Annotated in this window: 17 protein-coding genes; 8 read left to right on the top strand and 9 right to left on the bottom strand. The window is 35.7% G+C overall.

Going from position 1 to position 15,895, the window contains the following annotated elements; all coding sequences use genetic code 11:
• Positions 1-39 precede the first annotated feature (39 nt).
• The 4 genes from glmM to rlmE form a co-directional block, all read right to left on the bottom strand.
• Positions 40-1,389: a phosphoglucosamine mutase gene (glmM, locus tag PSA_RS06915; RefSeq protein ID WP_042149630.1), complete on the bottom strand. Its 1,350-nt coding sequence runs from the start codon at positions 1,387-1,389 to the stop codon at positions 40-42.
• Positions 1,379-2,242 carry a dihydropteroate synthase gene (folP, locus tag PSA_RS06910; protein WP_371257790.1) on the bottom strand — a complete coding sequence of 288 codons (864 nt, stop codon included), beginning with the start codon at positions 2,240-2,242 and terminating at the stop codon, positions 1,379-1,381. Before folP ends, glmM begins: the two co-directional genes overlap by 11 nt.
• A gap of 79 nt (positions 2,243-2,321) precedes the next feature.
• On the bottom strand, positions 2,322-4,259 hold the full coding sequence (gene ftsH, locus PSA_RS06905; protein ID WP_042149714.1) for an ATP-dependent zinc metalloprotease FtsH: 1,938 nt from the start codon (positions 4,257-4,259) through the stop codon (positions 2,322-2,324).
• Positions 4,260-4,328: 69 nt separating this feature from the next.
• Positions 4,329-4,958, bottom strand: coding sequence for a 23S rRNA (uridine(2552)-2'-O)-methyltransferase RlmE (gene rlmE / locus PSA_RS06900; RefSeq protein WP_042149625.1), 630 nt, complete (start codon positions 4,956-4,958; stop codon positions 4,329-4,331).
• A gap of 111 nt (positions 4,959-5,069) precedes the next feature.
• On the opposite strand from rlmE, the gene yhbY reads away from it, so the two are divergent.
• Complete coding sequence (yhbY, locus tag PSA_RS06895; RefSeq protein ID WP_042149622.1) at positions 5,070-5,366, top strand: ribosome assembly RNA-binding protein YhbY; 297 nt, start codon at positions 5,070-5,072, stop codon at positions 5,364-5,366.
• A 42-nt stretch (positions 5,367-5,408) separates the two neighbouring features.
• Here yhbY and PSA_RS06890 read toward each other — a convergent pair whose 3' ends face one another.
• Positions 5,409-5,894 (bottom strand): histidine phosphatase family protein, encoded by a 486-nt coding sequence (locus PSA_RS06890; protein ID WP_042149618.1) that lies wholly within the window; start codon positions 5,892-5,894, stop codon positions 5,409-5,411.
• Entirely contained in the window at positions 5,891-7,024 is a 1,134-nt protein-coding gene (locus PSA_RS06885; protein ID WP_042149616.1) for a serine hydrolase, read from the bottom strand. Before PSA_RS06885 ends, PSA_RS06890 begins: the two co-directional genes overlap by 4 nt.
• A gap of 165 nt (positions 7,025-7,189) precedes the next feature.
• Here PSA_RS06885 and PSA_RS06880 point away from each other — a divergent pair, with 165 nt between their 5' ends.
• The 6 genes from PSA_RS06880 (at position 7,190) to PSA_RS06855 (ending at position 13,002) form a co-directional block, all read left to right on the top strand.
• Positions 7,190-8,005 (top strand): hypothetical protein, encoded by an 816-nt coding sequence (locus PSA_RS06880; RefSeq protein ID WP_042149613.1) that lies wholly within the window; start codon positions 7,190-7,192, stop codon positions 8,003-8,005.
• 81 nt (positions 8,006-8,086) lie between these two features.
• The gene (locus tag PSA_RS06875) at positions 8,087-8,938 is read left to right on the top strand and encodes a MipA/OmpV family protein (protein WP_042149610.1); all 852 of its coding nucleotides are present in this window, start codon (positions 8,087-8,089) and stop codon (positions 8,936-8,938) included.
• Complete coding sequence (locus PSA_RS06870) at positions 8,928-9,326, top strand: DUF3019 domain-containing protein (protein WP_082305655.1); 399 nt, start codon at positions 8,928-8,930, stop codon at positions 9,324-9,326. Before PSA_RS06875 ends, PSA_RS06870 begins: the two co-directional genes overlap by 11 nt.
• Positions 9,327-9,376: 50 nt before the next feature.
• Positions 9,377-10,096 carry a response regulator gene (locus PSA_RS06865; protein WP_042149607.1) on the top strand — a complete coding sequence of 240 codons (720 nt, stop codon included), beginning with the start codon at positions 9,377-9,379 and terminating at the stop codon, positions 10,094-10,096.
• A complete protein-coding gene (locus PSA_RS06860) occupies positions 10,097-11,407 on the top strand; it encodes an ATP-binding protein (protein WP_042149604.1) in 1,311 nt (436 codons plus the stop codon).
• A gap of 245 nt (positions 11,408-11,652) precedes the next feature.
• Positions 11,653-13,002: a sodium-dependent transporter gene (locus PSA_RS06855; RefSeq protein WP_042149601.1), complete on the top strand. Its 1,350-nt coding sequence runs from the start codon at positions 11,653-11,655 to the stop codon at positions 13,000-13,002.
• A gap of 65 nt (positions 13,003-13,067) precedes the next feature.
• Here PSA_RS06855 and PSA_RS06850 read toward each other — a convergent pair whose 3' ends face one another.
• From PSA_RS06850 to PSA_RS06840, 3 genes are all read right to left on the bottom strand, one after another.
• The gene (locus tag PSA_RS06850; RefSeq protein WP_042149599.1) at positions 13,068-13,523 is read right to left on the bottom strand and encodes a GNAT family N-acetyltransferase; all 456 of its coding nucleotides are present in this window, start codon (positions 13,521-13,523) and stop codon (positions 13,068-13,070) included.
• The gene (locus PSA_RS06845) at positions 13,520-14,125 is read right to left on the bottom strand and encodes a rhomboid family intramembrane serine protease (RefSeq protein WP_052380161.1); all 606 of its coding nucleotides are present in this window, start codon (positions 14,123-14,125) and stop codon (positions 13,520-13,522) included. The genes PSA_RS06850 and PSA_RS06845 overlap by 4 nt, the downstream gene beginning before the upstream one ends.
• Before the next feature lie 110 nt (positions 14,126-14,235).
• Positions 14,236-14,979: a sporulation protein gene (locus PSA_RS06840; protein ID WP_042149596.1), complete on the bottom strand. Its 744-nt coding sequence runs from the start codon at positions 14,977-14,979 to the stop codon at positions 14,236-14,238.
• A 169-nt stretch (positions 14,980-15,148) separates the two neighbouring features.
• Between PSA_RS06840 and PSA_RS06835 the strand changes: the two genes are divergently transcribed.
• Complete coding sequence (locus tag PSA_RS06835; RefSeq protein ID WP_042149593.1) at positions 15,149-15,850, top strand: DUF3313 domain-containing protein; 702 nt, start codon at positions 15,149-15,151, stop codon at positions 15,848-15,850.
• Positions 15,851-15,895: the final 45 nt, after the last annotated feature.

Here is a 15,895-nt window from a genome sequence, read left to right as displayed (position 1 = left end):
TTAACGTGACTCGCCCATTGTTTCAAGTCATTACCAAGCTTAAGTGTCTTGATTGCTCACAGATTCAACAACTTCAGCTATTTTCTTCGAATAATCGAAAACCTGTTTTTCATGTTCAGCTTCAACCATCACTCGGATCACAGGTTCTGTTCCTGACTTTCTTAACAATACGCGACCTTTTCCAGCCAACACCTCTTCAACTTCTTGAACAGCTTGTATTACTTCAGGGTTAATTGTTGGATCTGTGCCTTTAGGGTAACGCACATTGATCATATTCATTGGATATTTAACAAAACCTTTTCCTAAGTCTTCTAAAGTTTTATTTTGCGCTATCATAGCCGCTAAAATTTGCAGACTTGAAATAATGCCATCACCCGTTGATGTCAGATCTAAATTCAAGATATGGCCAGAGCTCTCTCCGCCTATCTTCCAACCTTTTTGTTTTAGTAACTCCATTACATAACGATCGCCCACTTTTGAACGCTCAAATTCAATACCCTTTTCTTTTAAGGCATTTTCCAAGCCCATATTTGACATCACAGTGCCAACAACACCACCGCCTAATGTATTGGTTTCAAATGCTTGGCAAGCCATAATATAAACAATATCATCACCATCAAAAACACGGCCTTTATGATCAACCATCATTACACGGTCGCCGTCACCGTCGTAAGCAATACCTACATCAGCTTTCGTTTCTAATACCTTACGTACTAAAGCTTCAACATGGGTTGCACCACATTTTTCATTAATATTGATGCCATCAGGTTCACAAGCGTAAGTAATTACTTCTGCGCCTAATTCTTCTAATACTGATGGTGCGATGTGGTAAGTTGCACCATTTGCACAATCAACTACCACTTTAAGGCCATCTAGTGATAATGTTTGTGGGAACTGACTTTTACAAAACTCGATATAACGACCATCAGCATTATCTAAACGCTTAGCCTTACCTAGTTGCTCAGAAGAAACACATGTCATTTTTTCATCTAACATGACCTCCATTTCAAGCTCAACTTTGTCGTCTAATTTTAGTCCTTTACTTGAAAAAAACTTAATACCATTATCATAATAAGGGTTATGTGAAGCACTGATCACTATCCCTGCTTCTGCACGAAAAGTTTCAGTTAAATATGCAACAGCGGGTGTTGGCATTGGACCTAATAAAACCACATCAATACCCGCAGCAATTAAACCTGCTTCTAAAGATGTTTCAAGTAAATAACCAGAAATACGGGTATCTTTACCTATAATTACTTTTTGAGTTCCTGATTTAGCTAATACTTTACCTGCAGCCCAACCTAATTTAAGCGCAAATTTAGGTGTAATTGGATATTCACCTACTAAACCACGTACACCATCGGTACCAAAATACTTTCTATCCGACATTCAAATTTCCTTTATTATCTAAGCCTTTTTCACATGCTTGCCATACTGTTAATACATCAGATGTTTGAGCAACATCATGCACTCTAATTATTTTTGCACCTTTTTGTGCTGCGATTAATGCACCCGCTAAAGAGCCTGCTAGTCGCTCATTGGTATCTCTATTTAATAAATTCCCGATCATCGACTTACGAGATAGCCCAGCTAATACTTCGCAGCCCAATCTTTTAAAGGCGTCAATTTTATTTAAAATTTCGTAGTTATGCGCCAAAGTTTTGCCAAAACCAAAACCCGGATCTAATATAATTTGTTTTTTATCTATTCCTAACTTTTCACATGCATCAACTCTTTGTGCAAAAAAGTCATTTATATCTGATATTAAATTGTCATACTGAGGCGAATTTTGCATTGTGCGAGGTTGCCCTTGCATGTGCATTAAACATATTGGCACATTTAACCCTGCCGCAGTTTTCAGCGCATTTGGCTCTTGCAGTGCCCTAACATCATTAATGATATCAGCACCGGCTTCAACAGCCTTTTTCATCACAATTGCTTTACTGGTATCAATGGAAATAACACAATCAGATTGTTCTCTGAGGGCTTTTATGACCGGGATCACACGATTTAATTCATCTTCTAAAGTAACATCAGGTGCGCCCGGACGTGTTGACTCACCACCAATATCAATAATACTTGCACCATTATCGAGTAGCTCAAGGGCTTTATTGACAGCGCTATCATAACTTGTATGGCTGCCACCATCGGAGAAAGAATCTGGAGTAACATTTAGAACCGCCATTATATGCGGCCGGCTAAGATCGAGCTCTCGGCCTCTGGGTAGTTTTAAAATAGACATAATTCACATCATTGCGATGAAAAAGTTAATTTTCAATATAATAAAAAAAACCCCGATGGCTCGGGGTTTTTTGTTTTACTTATTCTACAGATTTATTGTCTGCATCATCAAGCTTAGATTCATCTTTTTTATCAGGTTCTTCCTTTATTTCAGGTTTTTCTGAGGTTTCAGATTTTTTATCTTCACCCGACGGCAGATTTTGGTCATGTAAGTCTCTTGGTTCTCTTACTGGCTTTCGAGCCATCAAGTCATCAATTTGACCTGCATCAATTGTCTCGTATTTCATAAGACAATCTTTCATAGCATGCAAAATATCAATATTATCTTTTAATATTTGCTCTGCACGTTGATAATTACGGTCAGAGAAATCTCGTACTTCAGCATCAATTAGTTGAGCTGTATCAGCTGACATACTATTTGCTGGTGAACCGTATGTTGCTTCTGTTTCTTCTCTTGTATAAAGCAATGGACCAAGTTTTTCACTAAAACCCCATTGTGTAACCATTTTACGGGCAATATCTGTTGCGCGTTCGATATCATTTGATGCACCAGTTGATACTTTTGCAGTACCATAAATAATATCTTCAGCAATACGACCACCATAAAGGCTTGAGATCATCGATTCTAATAATTGCTTAGAATGACTTACTCTGTCTTTTTCTGGTAAGTACATAGTCACACCTAAAGCACGACCACGTGGAATAATAGATACTTTATACACAGGATCATGATCTGGTACTAAACGACCTACTATTGCATGACCTGCTTCATGATAAGCAGTCATTTCTTTTTCTTCTTCGCTCATAACCATAGACTTACGTTCTGAGCCCATCATTATTTTATCTTTAGCAGCGTCAAATTCAGCCATATTAACAACACGTTTATTATTACGTGCAGCAAATAATGCAGCTTCATTTACTAAGTTAGCTAAATCAGCACCAGAGAAACCAGGTGTACCACGGGCAATCACTTCAGCTTTTACGTCATCACCTAATGGCACTTTACGCATATGAACTTTAACAATCTGCTCACGACCACGAATATCAGGTAAACCAACAGTTACTTGACGGTCAAAACGACCAGGGCGCAATAAAGCGGGATCTAAAACATCTGGACGGTTAGTTGCAGCAATAACGATAATGCCTTCATTACCTTCAAAGCCGTCCATTTCTACTAACATCTGATTGAGTGTTTGCTCACGTTCATCATTACCGCCACCCATGCCTGCGCCACGTTTACGGCCTACAGCATCGATTTCATCGATAAATATGATACAAGGCGCAGCTTTTTTAGCTTGTTCGAACATATCACGAACACGTGAAGCACCAACACCAACAAACATTTCTACGAAGTCAGAACCTGAGATTGCAAAAAATGGTACTTTTGCTTCACCTGCAACGGCTTTAGCTAATAGCGTTTTACCCGTTCCAGGAGGGCCTACCATAAGTACGCCTTTAGGAATATTACCACCAAGCTTTTGATATTTTCCAGGATCACGTAAGAAATCAACCATTTCGGTTACGTCTTCTTTCGCTTCATCACAGCCTGCAACATCTTTAAAGGTCACTTTGATTTGGTCTTCACTCATTAGGCGAGCTTTACTTTTACCAAATGACATCGCGCCTTTACCACCACCGCCTTGCATTTGTCGCATGAAGAATATCCATACACCAATTAGCAGTAACATAGGGAACCATGAGATGAAGATACTTGCTAAGAAAGATTGCTCCTCAGGAAGTTTTCCTTGTACATTTACACCGTTTTTCAATAAATCGTTCAGTAAGTCCTCATCATGCATAGGAACAACTGTTTCAAAGCGTTCACCATTACCTTTTATGCCGGTGATGATGCCTTGAGTACGATCTACCTGAACTTCACGTACAGCCTTAGTACGCACGTCAGATACGAATTGAGAATAGCTCATTTGACGGTCTGAAGAACCACCAGGATTGAAGCTTTGAAACACCGACATTAAAACAACGGCGATGACTAACCAAAGTATTAGATTTTTTGCCATATCACTCAAGAAGTTAACCTCTTGTTTCCAATTAAATTAAAATTACCAATAGTAGAATATCTTAATGTACTACAGTTTGTAGCCCGTAGCTACTATATATACTTCTCTTGAACGTGCTCTTGACGAATCAGGCTTTCTAATTTTGACCGTTTTAAAGCTTGCTCTTACATCTTTTACAAATTGTTCAAAGCCTGCGCCTTGGAATACTTTAACTGCAAAACCTCCATTTTTTTTCAAAACTTGATGACACATATCCAAAGCTAGTTCAACCAGATACATACTGCCAGATTGATCTACAGATAAATTGCCACTAAAATTTGGTGCCATATCAGACAGCACTAAATCTACATTTTTACCGTCAATTCGATTAAGTAGCGCATTTAATACGCCCTCTTCTCTGAAGTCGCCTTGCAAGAAGTCAACACCCGCAATAGGATCCATCGCGAGAATATCACATGCTATGACAGTCCCTTCCATACCAGCATGTTCAACACAATATTGCGACCAACCACCTGGAGCCGCACCTAAATCGACAACAGTTGCGCCCTTTTTGATAAGTTTATCTTTTTGCTGTAGCTCTTCAAGCTTAAATACAGCACGAGATCTGAAACCTCTTTTTTTGGCTTCATTCACGTAATGGTCATCAAAATGCTCTTTCATCCAGCGTTGCGAACTAGCTGACTGCTTCTTATTTGTCATCTTTTTGCTCAACTATAGTATTTAACTAAATACTCAACATATTAGTATTATTCAGTAGATGGCGGTAGAATACCCATAATTCAAGCTTTATCCAGTGAAAAATGTAACATTATGAAATTATCAAACAAGCAAAAGCAATTTTTAAAAGGCGAAGCACATAGCCTTAAGCCCGTAGTTTTACTAGGTTCTAACGGCCTAACAGAGGGTGTAATTGTTGAAATTCAAAGTGCTCTTGAAATACACGAATTAATTAAAGTAAAAGTTCCGACAGATGATCGCGAAACTAAAAAACTTATTTTTGATGCCATTGTTCGTGAAACTGGCGCTGAAAAATTACAAACAATTGGTCACACAGTTGTTTTATATCTACAAAGTGTAGAGAAAAAGATTCAATTACCTCGTAAGTAATTTTTATCATATTCTAAAAAGGCTAGCTTTTGCTAGCCTTTTTTATTTGTGAGTATTAATACCCATCTCCTTTATCACTGTGATATATTCTTTACCAACCAAGTTTATTTCAAAATACCGTTCAAATTGCTTTTCATCAAATTGTATATATTGTTTGCCATCAATCAGACCTGCTAATTTAGGTGTCGTATTGCTATGCCCTGCGATCACAATCGTGCCATTTAATTTTTTTATTTTATCAGCAAAAGCATTAAGCTCTCTTGGATTATAAATAACCACATTCATTTTGGTTTTTTCTGCCAAAGGCGCTAATGTTTCTTTTGTGCGATTATAATCTGTGCTGAACAGTTTGTTTGGTTTAAATTCGCTCAAAAAACTAGCAACCCATTTAGCCCTGTGTTGACCTTCACTAGTTAAGCTTGGGTTATTTCCCTGCAACTTTTCAGCATGCCTCAATAAAAATATTTTATCCGGTGCAGCTATAGCACTTAAGCTTGTAAAACATAAAGCAATTAAAATTAACTTCATACTATGTCCTTATCTTTATATTCTACTAATACGCGATCTATAAACTCTGTTGTAAGTTCATTAATTAAACCTGTTTCAGCATTTAACATTAAGCTAAAACCAATATTTAATCTAGGTAGTACTACTATATCAGCGCGATAACCTTGAACCCAGCCACTATGATAATACAAAGTTTCACCTGCATAATCATATATTCGCCAACCTAAACCATAATGCGCTTCTTTTAAGTTTTTTCGCCAAATTCGTCGCTTTAATTCTTTCTTTGTTTTCGTATAGTTAGTTACTTGCAGCGACAAAACCTTGTCATTTAATACATTAGGGTAATTTCCTAGTTGTGCTTTTAGCCACTGAACCATATCAGACGCACTTGCATTAACACCTGCTGCAGGTTCCACTTTATAATAATTTTTTTTAAGTTTGGCGGTGTACCATCTTTTACGGCCGCGAACATGAGGATGTGCATAATCTTCATCGACTAACATTGCATGATAGCCAACACTGGCATTTATCATTTTTAGCGGTTTAAATAAAAACTTCTTTAGCCAATTGTTATAGCTCAACCCCGTACTTTGCTCTGCAATATCACCTATTAAGCTAAACATCACATTTTGATAGCCATAACATCGCCCTGGAGTACACAAAGGTTCAATATCAGTTAATTTATTAACGATATCTGGGTATTTCATTCTCGATTCAATTAAATTGTCATAGGCATTAGGGACTAACCCGCTTGAATGGCTTAATAAATGATAAATTTTTAATGATTCATCAAAATTTGAAAAGTGCACACCTTGTAAATATTTATCAACCGGATCATTGAGTGAAAATGCCCCTTGTGCGGCAAGTTTAGCTGCCAAAGAGCCTGCAAATGTTTTTGAAATAGAAGCGAGTCTAAAGCGTGTGTTTTCAGTGATCGGTTGTCCATTTTTTAATTTTGTAACACCGATACCTAATGCGATTGATGGTGAATTTGGTTTAACAATCGATAATGCAGCACCTGGAATTGTTTTTTTATTGAGTGACTTTTTTAAATGCTTTATATAAGACTCTGTAAATCCATCCCACTTTTGTGAATTGGCTTGCGATAAAAAACTAATTGAAACAACAAACAATGCAAAAATATACTGCATTTCACTCTCTAAAATATTATAAAATCATTTACAATTTTATCACATCCAAAAACGAAAGGGCACACCCTCTGCAAAATCTGATATTAGATAACTTTGAGCCTCTAGGATATAATTCTGACTTTAGTGCCTAAATTACTGGGTATATATTTTTATTCGGGGAACAACATGCGTTTATCGATAATCATCAGTTTTATCTTTTTACTAGCTGGGTGCCAGTTAACAACACCACTAGCGCCGTTATTAACGATGCCAGAGGCACCAGAGCTAACTTATGAAGATATTCAATTGCAATATATTAAAACAGACAGCTCAGATTCAGCTCAGATAAAATCGGTTCAATTACCAGCGCACAAGATCACACCACAGCAAACGATTGCATTCGATTTATCTAAGGCTAATGTCAATTATGATTTAGCAGCAATATTTAATGAACAACTTCAAAAAATAGCATTACAGCCTGTTAATGATGGCGTTAATGCAGAATATAAACTCACATTAAACAAACTATCTCACAAACAAGGGCTTAAAGCCCATTACGAATTAAAAAATAAACAGAATATTACAGACATAAAAAATAATGCTTTTATGACTAAATCCTGTCACTCCATGGATACAAGTATCAGTCTGCGTTTAACGCATACACAATCTGGTGACGTTGTGTGGTTTGCACAAGGTGAGTTAAATACTTCAGAACACACTATTAAACCTTTAATTTATCAATTTAATTTATATCAAGATATTACAAATAAAAAACAAGTGAGCGATTTTGTTTTAAATAATAATACACAAGCAGCAAGAGCGCTTAGATTGCAAAAAGAAGTAACAATACCAACCTATAAAATCTCGACTCACTCTACTAAATTAGTCAAAATTTCAGGGAGTTGTTCGCAAAGTGAAGTGGATGCATTAGCACCAAAAATTAGCCTACAACTGATTAAAACTTTAGTGAAAAAACTAAAAATAAATGATATAAAAATATAAAGCTACATTTTCTTACAGTTAAAGTACGTTATTTCACAATATAATAACACCTGTAAAATACCAACTAACAAAAAGGTTTCCATGTTAAAGGGTCTTTCAATCAAAACTTTATTACAGCTGCTCTGTTTAACAATTTTGTTGAGCCCTTTAGTATCTCAGGCAAGTAATCGACTTTATGCCGATAACGATTTAGAGCCAACTCAGGGCTTTGCTTGGGATTGGAGCTTTGGCGCGGGTGTATACATCCAAGATTCTTATCTGCTTGGCACAGATGATACCAATCAAGGGTTAGATCTCAATTTAAACATCGCCTTATCATATAATAACTTTTATTTAGATATAGATAATAGCCAGCTCAGCGGTACCTTAATTCTAGGTTATAGCGTGATAGACAAATATGATTGGGGTTTAGATATTATCGGCAGTAATTTTCAATCTGGCTTTGATGAACGCGGCATTTATACCAATGGCTTGATCAATGAGCTTGAAGGTATCACTCCTAGAGAATACGATTTTGATACAGGCATACGTTTATCTCGTAGCTTCAAAGATACTCAGCTTTCTTTTGAGTTATTAAATGATATTTCCGGCGCCCATGGTGGCTGGCTATTAAATACCTATCTAAGCCATATTCGTGTATGGAGAAACTGGGAGTTTCGTTCAGTTGCAGGCATAAATTTTTACTCTGAAAAATTCACTCAATATTATTACGGCATTACAGTTGAAGAAACCACAAGTGAGCGGCCACTATACAAACCAAGCAATGGATATAGTGTATTAATTGAATTCCATGCTGAATATCCCATTACGGAAAACTGGGTATTTATGGGTGGTGTGCTATCAACTAAGTTTTCAAGTTCGATTGATGAGAGCCCAATTATTTCTCAAAGTTATCAACACAAAGCCAAGGTAGGCGTTCGATATGTATTCTAGGAGTGTAGCTTACCTCTATTTATTTGCGGTATTACTATCATTTGACACATTTGCTGAGGTAACTGTAGATTCAGCAGAACACTTTGTTGTGACACCAAATAAGTGCATTGCTTTACGAGAAGGCAGACCTTGTTATGCCGTTGTTTCAGTCAATTGGAAAAAAACAAATATTGGTAATTACTGTCTAAGAAATAGTGAAAACAAACAAATATTACAATGTTGGACCTCCCAAAACACAGGTGTTTATCAATATGAATTTAACTCAGAAAAAAACCATAAATTTGAGTTGGTTAATACCAAAACAGGGCATACATCAGGGCAAGCTGGCATAAAAGTCCATTGGGTATATACCAATAAACAGAAGAAAAGACGTTGGAGAATATTCTGATGAATAACTTAAATACCAAAGACTTTATAAATTATAAATGGAAGTATTAGATGACTAATTTATCGACAAGTGGATACGGAAAAATATTATTAGTTGAAGATGATCTCTCATTAGCTGATTGGGTAAATAATTATCTTGTAGAGCAAGGTTTTGAAGTGATTATGTGCCATAGAGGAGATCATGTTGTTAAACTTGTTAAGCAACACGACCCTTCTTTAATTCTATTAGATATTATGTTGCCTGGCATGGATGGTATTAGTGTTTGCAGAGAACTTAGAAACTTTTATCAAAAACCTATTTTGCTATTAACTGCAAAAGGTGAAGAAGTAGATGAAGTCATAGGATTAGAAGTTGGTGCATCTGATTATATAATCAAACCTGTGCGCCCAAGAGCACTATTAGCTAGAATCAAATCGGCATTACGCAATGAGTCGACACAAACACAAGAGCCAGAAAAAGTAGTCGAAATAAATGTAGGCTGTTTATATATAGATTTAAAAGCCCGCAATGTGATGCTTGATGGTAAAAAGGTAATTATTTCAAACGCTGAATTTTCACTACTCAGCTTTTTAGCCTCACATGCAGGTGAAGTTGTTGATAGAGACTCTGTTTTTAAAGCAACTAAAGGCCGCGAATATGATGGTTTAGATCGCAGCGTGGATGTCTTAATATCAGCTCTTAGAAAGAAATTCGGTGATGATCCTCAAAATCCACAAAAAATAAAAACAATTTGGGGACAAGGTTATTTATTAGTAGATGACGCTTGGTAAATGAAAAAGCTCTATATATCACTTTTACTCAGTGCATTTTTTTCATTATTTGTTTTAGGTTGGTTGATTGATACTTTCAGCCAATCAAATACAAGTACTGAAGATGATTTTGCTTGGCAAAAAAATATGATGCAAGGTTTTAGCGCTCAAATAGCTGATACATTAGAGCCACATAGAATAAAAAAATCTGCACAACTAAGTAGCCATTTTAAACAAGAACTTGCATACCGTAAGAATATAGAATTAGCTTTACCTGAAACGCTGATCTCTGAACTTTATCTACCAGGAGGTTTAGTATTAGAAGATGATTTAGGTTTTTATTTGCTTAAATCTTCTCCTAAATTTATAGACTCCCATTTAGAGCTTCGATTAACTAAACAAATCAGTACTTCCACAAAGCTAGACTTATTTTTAACCCTCAGTTTTTATGCTGGGGTGTGTTTATTAATGTGGATATGGCTTTCTCCACTGACAAAACGATTAAGCATACTCAATGAGGCTTCTCAGAAATTTGCCAGTGGCGATTTATCTGCCCGAATAAGAATTAGTAAATTTACTTATATATATGATGTTGAAGCGGCATTTAACCGAATGGCTGCGCAAATTCAAAAACTCATAGAAGAAAATAAATTACTCGCATCAAGTATGTCGCATGACATTCGCACACCCGTTGCCTGCCTTAGATTTGGACTAGACGCCGCGCTAGATACACAAGATAATGCTAAAAAAGATCACTATCTGGAAAGAATGGAAACCGACTTAGATCAAATGGAGTGCATGTTAAATAGCTACCTAGAGTTCGCAACATTAGAAAAAAACTCATATCAAATTTCCGTCAGTCCCGTTGAATTAAAGCCTTACTTAGATAATTTAGTGCAGCAAATAAAACCGAAACTCGATAATAAAGGCTTAATTGCAAGTGTTGAATGTGGTGATATTGAACTCAATGCAGATTTACATTGGCTCGCCCGCGCAATTATCAACTTATTAAGTAACGCCTGTGATTTTGCAGCAAGTAATATAGTGATTAATGTAACGACTGACAATACAAGCTTAATACTCACAGTAGAAGATGATGGTCCAGGGATCGCACCTGAAAATTGGCATAGTGTATTTACACCATTTTTTAAAGAGCAAAGTCACAGAAATCGTAGTACAAAAAGTTACGGCTTAGGACTCGCTATTGCAGCAAAAGTCGCAGATTGGCATTTTGGCTCCATAAAAGTAGATCAATCACTCTCTTTATTAGGCGCGAGATTTACAATTACGATCCCATTAAAACCACCAATCAACATGCATAACGTCAAATAATATTTTGTAATCGACCGTTTACATTAGAATAAACAAAAATACGAAAAAGCACATTAAAAACAACAAGGTACATTTATAGCTTTTTATAAGTATCAATTTTTGTTCATTACACCTTTTTTTATTCTGTTATTTTGAGGCAGATCAAAACTATTTAGGCTTTTTATTTTTTAATATTTAAAGTAGATTGTCATCGACACATTAACTAAAGAATAACCGTTACTTAATAAAAAGAGAATGATAATAATATGAGTGCTAATCGTGGGGAGTTTACCTCCCGTTTCGGATTTATTATGGCGGCAGCAGGTTCAGCTGTTGGTCTTGGCAATATTTGGGGTTTCCCTACACAAACAGCTTCCAATGGTGGTGCTGCATTTGTATTAGCTTATTTAGTTTTAGCTTTCTGTTTGGCATATCCCGCTTTTATGGCTGAGCTTGTTATTGGTCGATATGGTAGGGCTAATGCTGTTGAGTCACTAAGAAAAATGTCGAACAAAAAATGGCAACATCAATTTTCATTTGTAATTGGCTTTGGCGGTATTTTATGTGCGGCACTGATTTTAAGTTTTTACGGTATTATAGCCGGTTGGATGATGTCTTATACTATAGAACCAATAACAACTTTGGCAGGACTTAGCGAAGCAAGCACGTGGCTTACAAGTCAAAGTAAAGTACCAAGTTTAATATTCACAGCTATATTTATGAGTTTAACGGTTTATATCATACGTAGTGGTGTACAAAACGGTATTGAAAAGTGGTCTAAGCGTTTAATGCCGATGCTGATCTTACTGCTTATCTGTTTAATTATTTATGTAATGACATTAGAAGGTGCAAATGAAGGCCTTAATGCATACTTAAACCCTGATTTTAGTAAAATATTTGAACCACAACTGTTGATCAGCGCATTAGGACAAGCATTTTTTTCTTTATCGCTTGGTACCAGTGTGATGATTATATACGGTTCATATATTAGTAAAAAAGAAAACTTAGTAACTTTAGGCGCACAAGTAACGCTTATTGATGTTTCAATTGCGTTTTTAGCCGGTTTATTAGTGATCCCAGCTATGTATGTGGCACAAGCACAAGGACTGCAAATATTTTCTGCAGACGGCAGTTTAATATCAGGCCCTGATCTGGTGTTTACTGTTCTACCTAGTTTATTTGATGGCATGGGTTTTATGGGCTCATTTGTGGCTTTAGCTTTTTTTGCGTTAATGAGCATCGCCGCTTTAACCTCTTCTATCTCAATGTTAGAAGCGCCCGTTTCTTATGTAGTAGAGAGATTTAAATTACCAAGAAATAAAGCAACTTTAATCACTAGCTTAATCATATTAACAATAAGCATAGTGATCATATTTAACATGCAAACATTATTTGGCTTTGTAGTTACCTTAGCAACTGAATACGGACAGCCAATTATAGGTATGTTCTGTTGTATATTTATTGGTTGGATTTGGCACAGAAGTAAAATTATTGAAGAGCTAAAAAATGGTTATGAAGATTTAGAACAAGGTCTGTTTTGGAAGATATGGCCTTGGTATGTTAAATTTGTTTGCCCATTATGTATCTCATTAGTTTTTCTAAACTCAGTACTTTAAATTAATAAAAAACTTTAAATAAAAAGGCGCTAAAATAAGCGCCTTTTTTGTAAATCATTTTTAGCTCACTCACTTCGATACATATCCTGATGCTCAATACCATCTTCTAAATACGCTTCTCCAATCGGTGAAAAACCTAAACTTTTATAAAAGTCTAATAAATAGGTTTGTGCTGAAAGTTTTATATCTTGATTAGGCCAAGCAGCTTGTGATTCTTTTATAGACTCAAGCATTAATTCTTTTGCTAATCCTCGCCCCCGGCCCTCTTTTGAGACCAATACACGACCTATTGCAGGATTTATATCAAATACCACTTTAGGCGCTAAGCAGCGCGCATAGGCCAGTAATGTTTCCTTTTGGTAAAACATAATATGGCGAGTATCATGATTCATATCTAAATTATCAAGCTCAGGATATGCACACTCTTGCTCTACAACAAAGACATCAACTCTTAATTTTAAAACTTGATAAAGTTCAGTTGTAGTTAATTGTGAAAATGATTTTGACACTTTTTTTATCATAAACTGGTTATCTCTTTCTCTATTTTTTGGCGCAGCGAACCTGAATTTTTTATATCTTGTTTTGCGTAAATATAACCAATAACGGCACCACATATCATACCAAACAAATGACTTTCAAAGCTCATGCCTTCTTTAATCGGTAATACGCCCCAAGCCATGCCACCATATAAAAATATAACAATGACTGAGATAACAACAGATTTAATACTGCGACGTACAAAACCATAAAAAACAACATAGGCCCAGAGGAAATATACCACGCCGCTCAAACCGACATGAATTGACGTGCGTGCAAATATCCACACCAGTAAACCGGGCAGTAAGGTGCCCAAAATTAATAATGTCCAAATTCTATTGGGTTTAAACTGCCATACTAAAGCTGAAAATAAACTAAATGAAATTAAGTTATTAATTAAATGGGACCAACCACCATGAAGAAAGGGATGAAATATTATGCCGTATAAACCTGAACTCTCTCTTGGTATCACACCATAATGATTTAATTGCATGGCAAAAAGTAAATTAATTAAATGAATCGAAACCAGTAAAATACAGGTTGTTATTAGAAAAGGGAGCAGTTTAGGTTGGGAAATAGAATTCATGCACTATATCTCCTAAAAAAGAATGGGAACATACAATATTGTATATTCCCATATTTAGTTAATAATTAAAGTAACAAGCCCAATATTCGAGCTTACTACTTATCAAAAAATTAATTTAATAAATGTTCAAGCTGATCACATAACTGCGATAGGTTTACTTGATCGTGCTCGATAGTCATATCAACATAACCATCACCTCTAAATGCACGGTCTAGCTCAATTAATACATGCGTTTTATGCGCTTCAGGCACAAAAGATAACTCAACTTCCTTCAAACCAAATAAGCTCGATGAATTAGGTTTGTATTCTAGTTCTTGATAACAACCTGAAGTAGATTGAAAAGTTGATGCCTGTAAAAAGCCTTTTTCGACGTCAGATTTAACTAAATTAAAACCACATCTGTCCATCGCTTGCATAAAGGTTCTAACAGCATCATTTGGATAAACATAAATAGGATCTTTATCTGTCGGATCCAATGCCATATCTATATTTAAACCCGTAGCTAACCAAACTTGTGTTTGATTTAAACCTTGGTTTAATTCTGTTATTGGTGTTTCTGAGTGTAAGCGTGCTTCAAAAGGAATACTTTTTAGCTCACCCGCGGCTACAGTACAATGATCAACAATATGCCAACTTTCGATAACATGATTGGTAAAATAATCGCCCTCCTCACCTTCCACTTTAACCTTTGTCATTAAGGCTAAATCGAGACCAGAGATCTCTTGCTCAACATCTCCGCCCTGAATTAAAATTTCTGCACTGAATTTTTGCCCAGGTTGTAAATGTTCAGTCTGTAATATCGTATCGACTTTTGCAGCGCCGATCCCTACTGTTGCCAAGATTTTTTTGAACATCTTGTACTCCTCTATTTTTCTTTACCTGCATATTAACGCTATTTATTTGTAATTGTCAGCGAATATTTTCACCTAATTGAGTAAAACAAAAAAACATATTAAATCTGATCTTATATTGAACTATTAGAGTAAGCTATTGTTCTAACTCATTTGAATTGGAAAAAATGTTATGGAACTTAACTCTACACGCTTCATTAGTATAATATCATTACTCAGTCTTATCTTTTTATCAGGCTGTAAATCTACTGAAACAATCGAAGTTAAAAACGGTTTTATCAGTAATTATAAACAAATGGAAAATGTTGTTCGTGAAGATAGTACAATTCAACAGCGCTGGACATCAAGAAAGTTAACGCGAAAAATAAAACCATTACAGCCACAATCTTTTTTTATTAAACCAGTAATCTACTACCCAAACCTTACAGTTGATGACCAATTTAATCACAAGTCAGCTGATATGCTTAAGACTTATTTTGATACTCAGCTCAAAACTGTTGTTGCTAAACACTTCCCAATATCAACAACTATAGGTCCAGGTGTATTTGTTTTAGAACCTGCGATTACGAGCATGCGTATATCACTAGAAGATTTTTCACCTTTAGAAGTATTGCCATTTAAAGCGGTTGTATCAAGTATTAATTACGCTATTGGCGGCAGAGATCGCGATGTGGAAGTCCGTTTAGAAAGTAAAATTAAAAATGGTGCCAATGATGATTTATTAGTTACTTCAGTCCTAAGAGGTGAGGCGTTACAGCTAGAGAATGATACTGAAAAATTAGATAAAGAACATATTAAAGCATTATTAGATTCTTGGGTTCTTCAATGGGATAAAGAGCTAGCAAACTATAAATCAATTATAGAAGAAAGATAATAAAATCGAAAACAATGCGTTTTTAACTTATAAAAAAGCTAAAAC

Origin of the sequence: Pseudoalteromonas sp. '520P1 No. 423' (assembly GCF_001269985.1) — a bacterium.
Taxonomy (GTDB): Bacteria; Pseudomonadota; Gammaproteobacteria; order Enterobacterales; family Alteromonadaceae; genus Pseudoalteromonas.
Note: the sequence above shows the minus strand (reverse complement) of the source record. Positions and strands in the feature narration are given on the sequence as shown.

Coding starts and splice junctions, on each gene's coding strand:
- PSA_RS06835 (WP_042149593.1), top strand. CDS start 15,149: ATGGAACTTAACTCTACACGCTTCATTAGTATAATATCATTACTCAGT.
- PSA_RS06845 (WP_052380161.1), bottom strand. CDS start 14,125: ATGAATTCTATTTCCCAACCTAAACTGCTCCCTTTTCTAATAACAACC.
- PSA_RS06865 (WP_042149607.1), top strand. CDS start 9,377: ATGACTAATTTATCGACAAGTGGATACGGAAAAATATTATTAGTTGAA.
- PSA_RS06860 (WP_042149604.1), top strand. CDS start 10,097: ATGAAAAAGCTCTATATATCACTTTTACTCAGTGCATTTTTTTCATTA.
- PSA_RS06885 (WP_042149616.1), bottom strand. CDS start 7,024: ATGCAGTATATTTTTGCATTGTTTGTTGTTTCAATTAGTTTTTTATCG.
- PSA_RS06850 (WP_042149599.1), bottom strand. CDS start 13,523: ATGATAAAAAAAGTGTCAAAATCATTTTCACAATTAACTACAACTGAA.
- PSA_RS06840 (WP_042149596.1), bottom strand. CDS start 14,979: ATGTTCAAAAAAATCTTGGCAACAGTAGGGATCGGCGCTGCAAAAGTC.
- PSA_RS06875 (WP_042149610.1), top strand. CDS start 8,087: ATGTTAAAGGGTCTTTCAATCAAAACTTTATTACAGCTGCTCTGTTTA.
- ftsH (WP_042149714.1), bottom strand. CDS start 4,259: ATGGCAAAAAATCTAATACTTTGGTTAGTCATCGCCGTTGTTTTAATG.
- glmM (WP_042149630.1), bottom strand. CDS start 1,389: ATGTCGGATAGAAAGTATTTTGGTACCGATGGTGTACGTGGTTTAGTA.
- folP (WP_371257790.1), bottom strand. CDS start 2,242: ATGTCTATTTTAAAACTACCCAGAGGCCGAGAGCTCGATCTTAGCCGG.
- yhbY (WP_042149622.1), top strand. CDS start 5,070: ATGAAATTATCAAACAAGCAAAAGCAATTTTTAAAAGGCGAAGCACAT.
- PSA_RS06880 (WP_042149613.1), top strand. CDS start 7,190: ATGCGTTTATCGATAATCATCAGTTTTATCTTTTTACTAGCTGGGTGC.
- rlmE (WP_042149625.1), bottom strand. CDS start 4,958: ATGACAAATAAGAAGCAGTCAGCTAGTTCGCAACGCTGGATGAAAGAG.
- PSA_RS06855 (WP_042149601.1), top strand. CDS start 11,653: ATGAGTGCTAATCGTGGGGAGTTTACCTCCCGTTTCGGATTTATTATG.
- PSA_RS06890 (WP_042149618.1), bottom strand. CDS start 5,894: ATGAAGTTAATTTTAATTGCTTTATGTTTTACAAGCTTAAGTGCTATA.
- PSA_RS06870 (WP_082305655.1), top strand. CDS start 8,928: ATGTATTCTAGGAGTGTAGCTTACCTCTATTTATTTGCGGTATTACTA.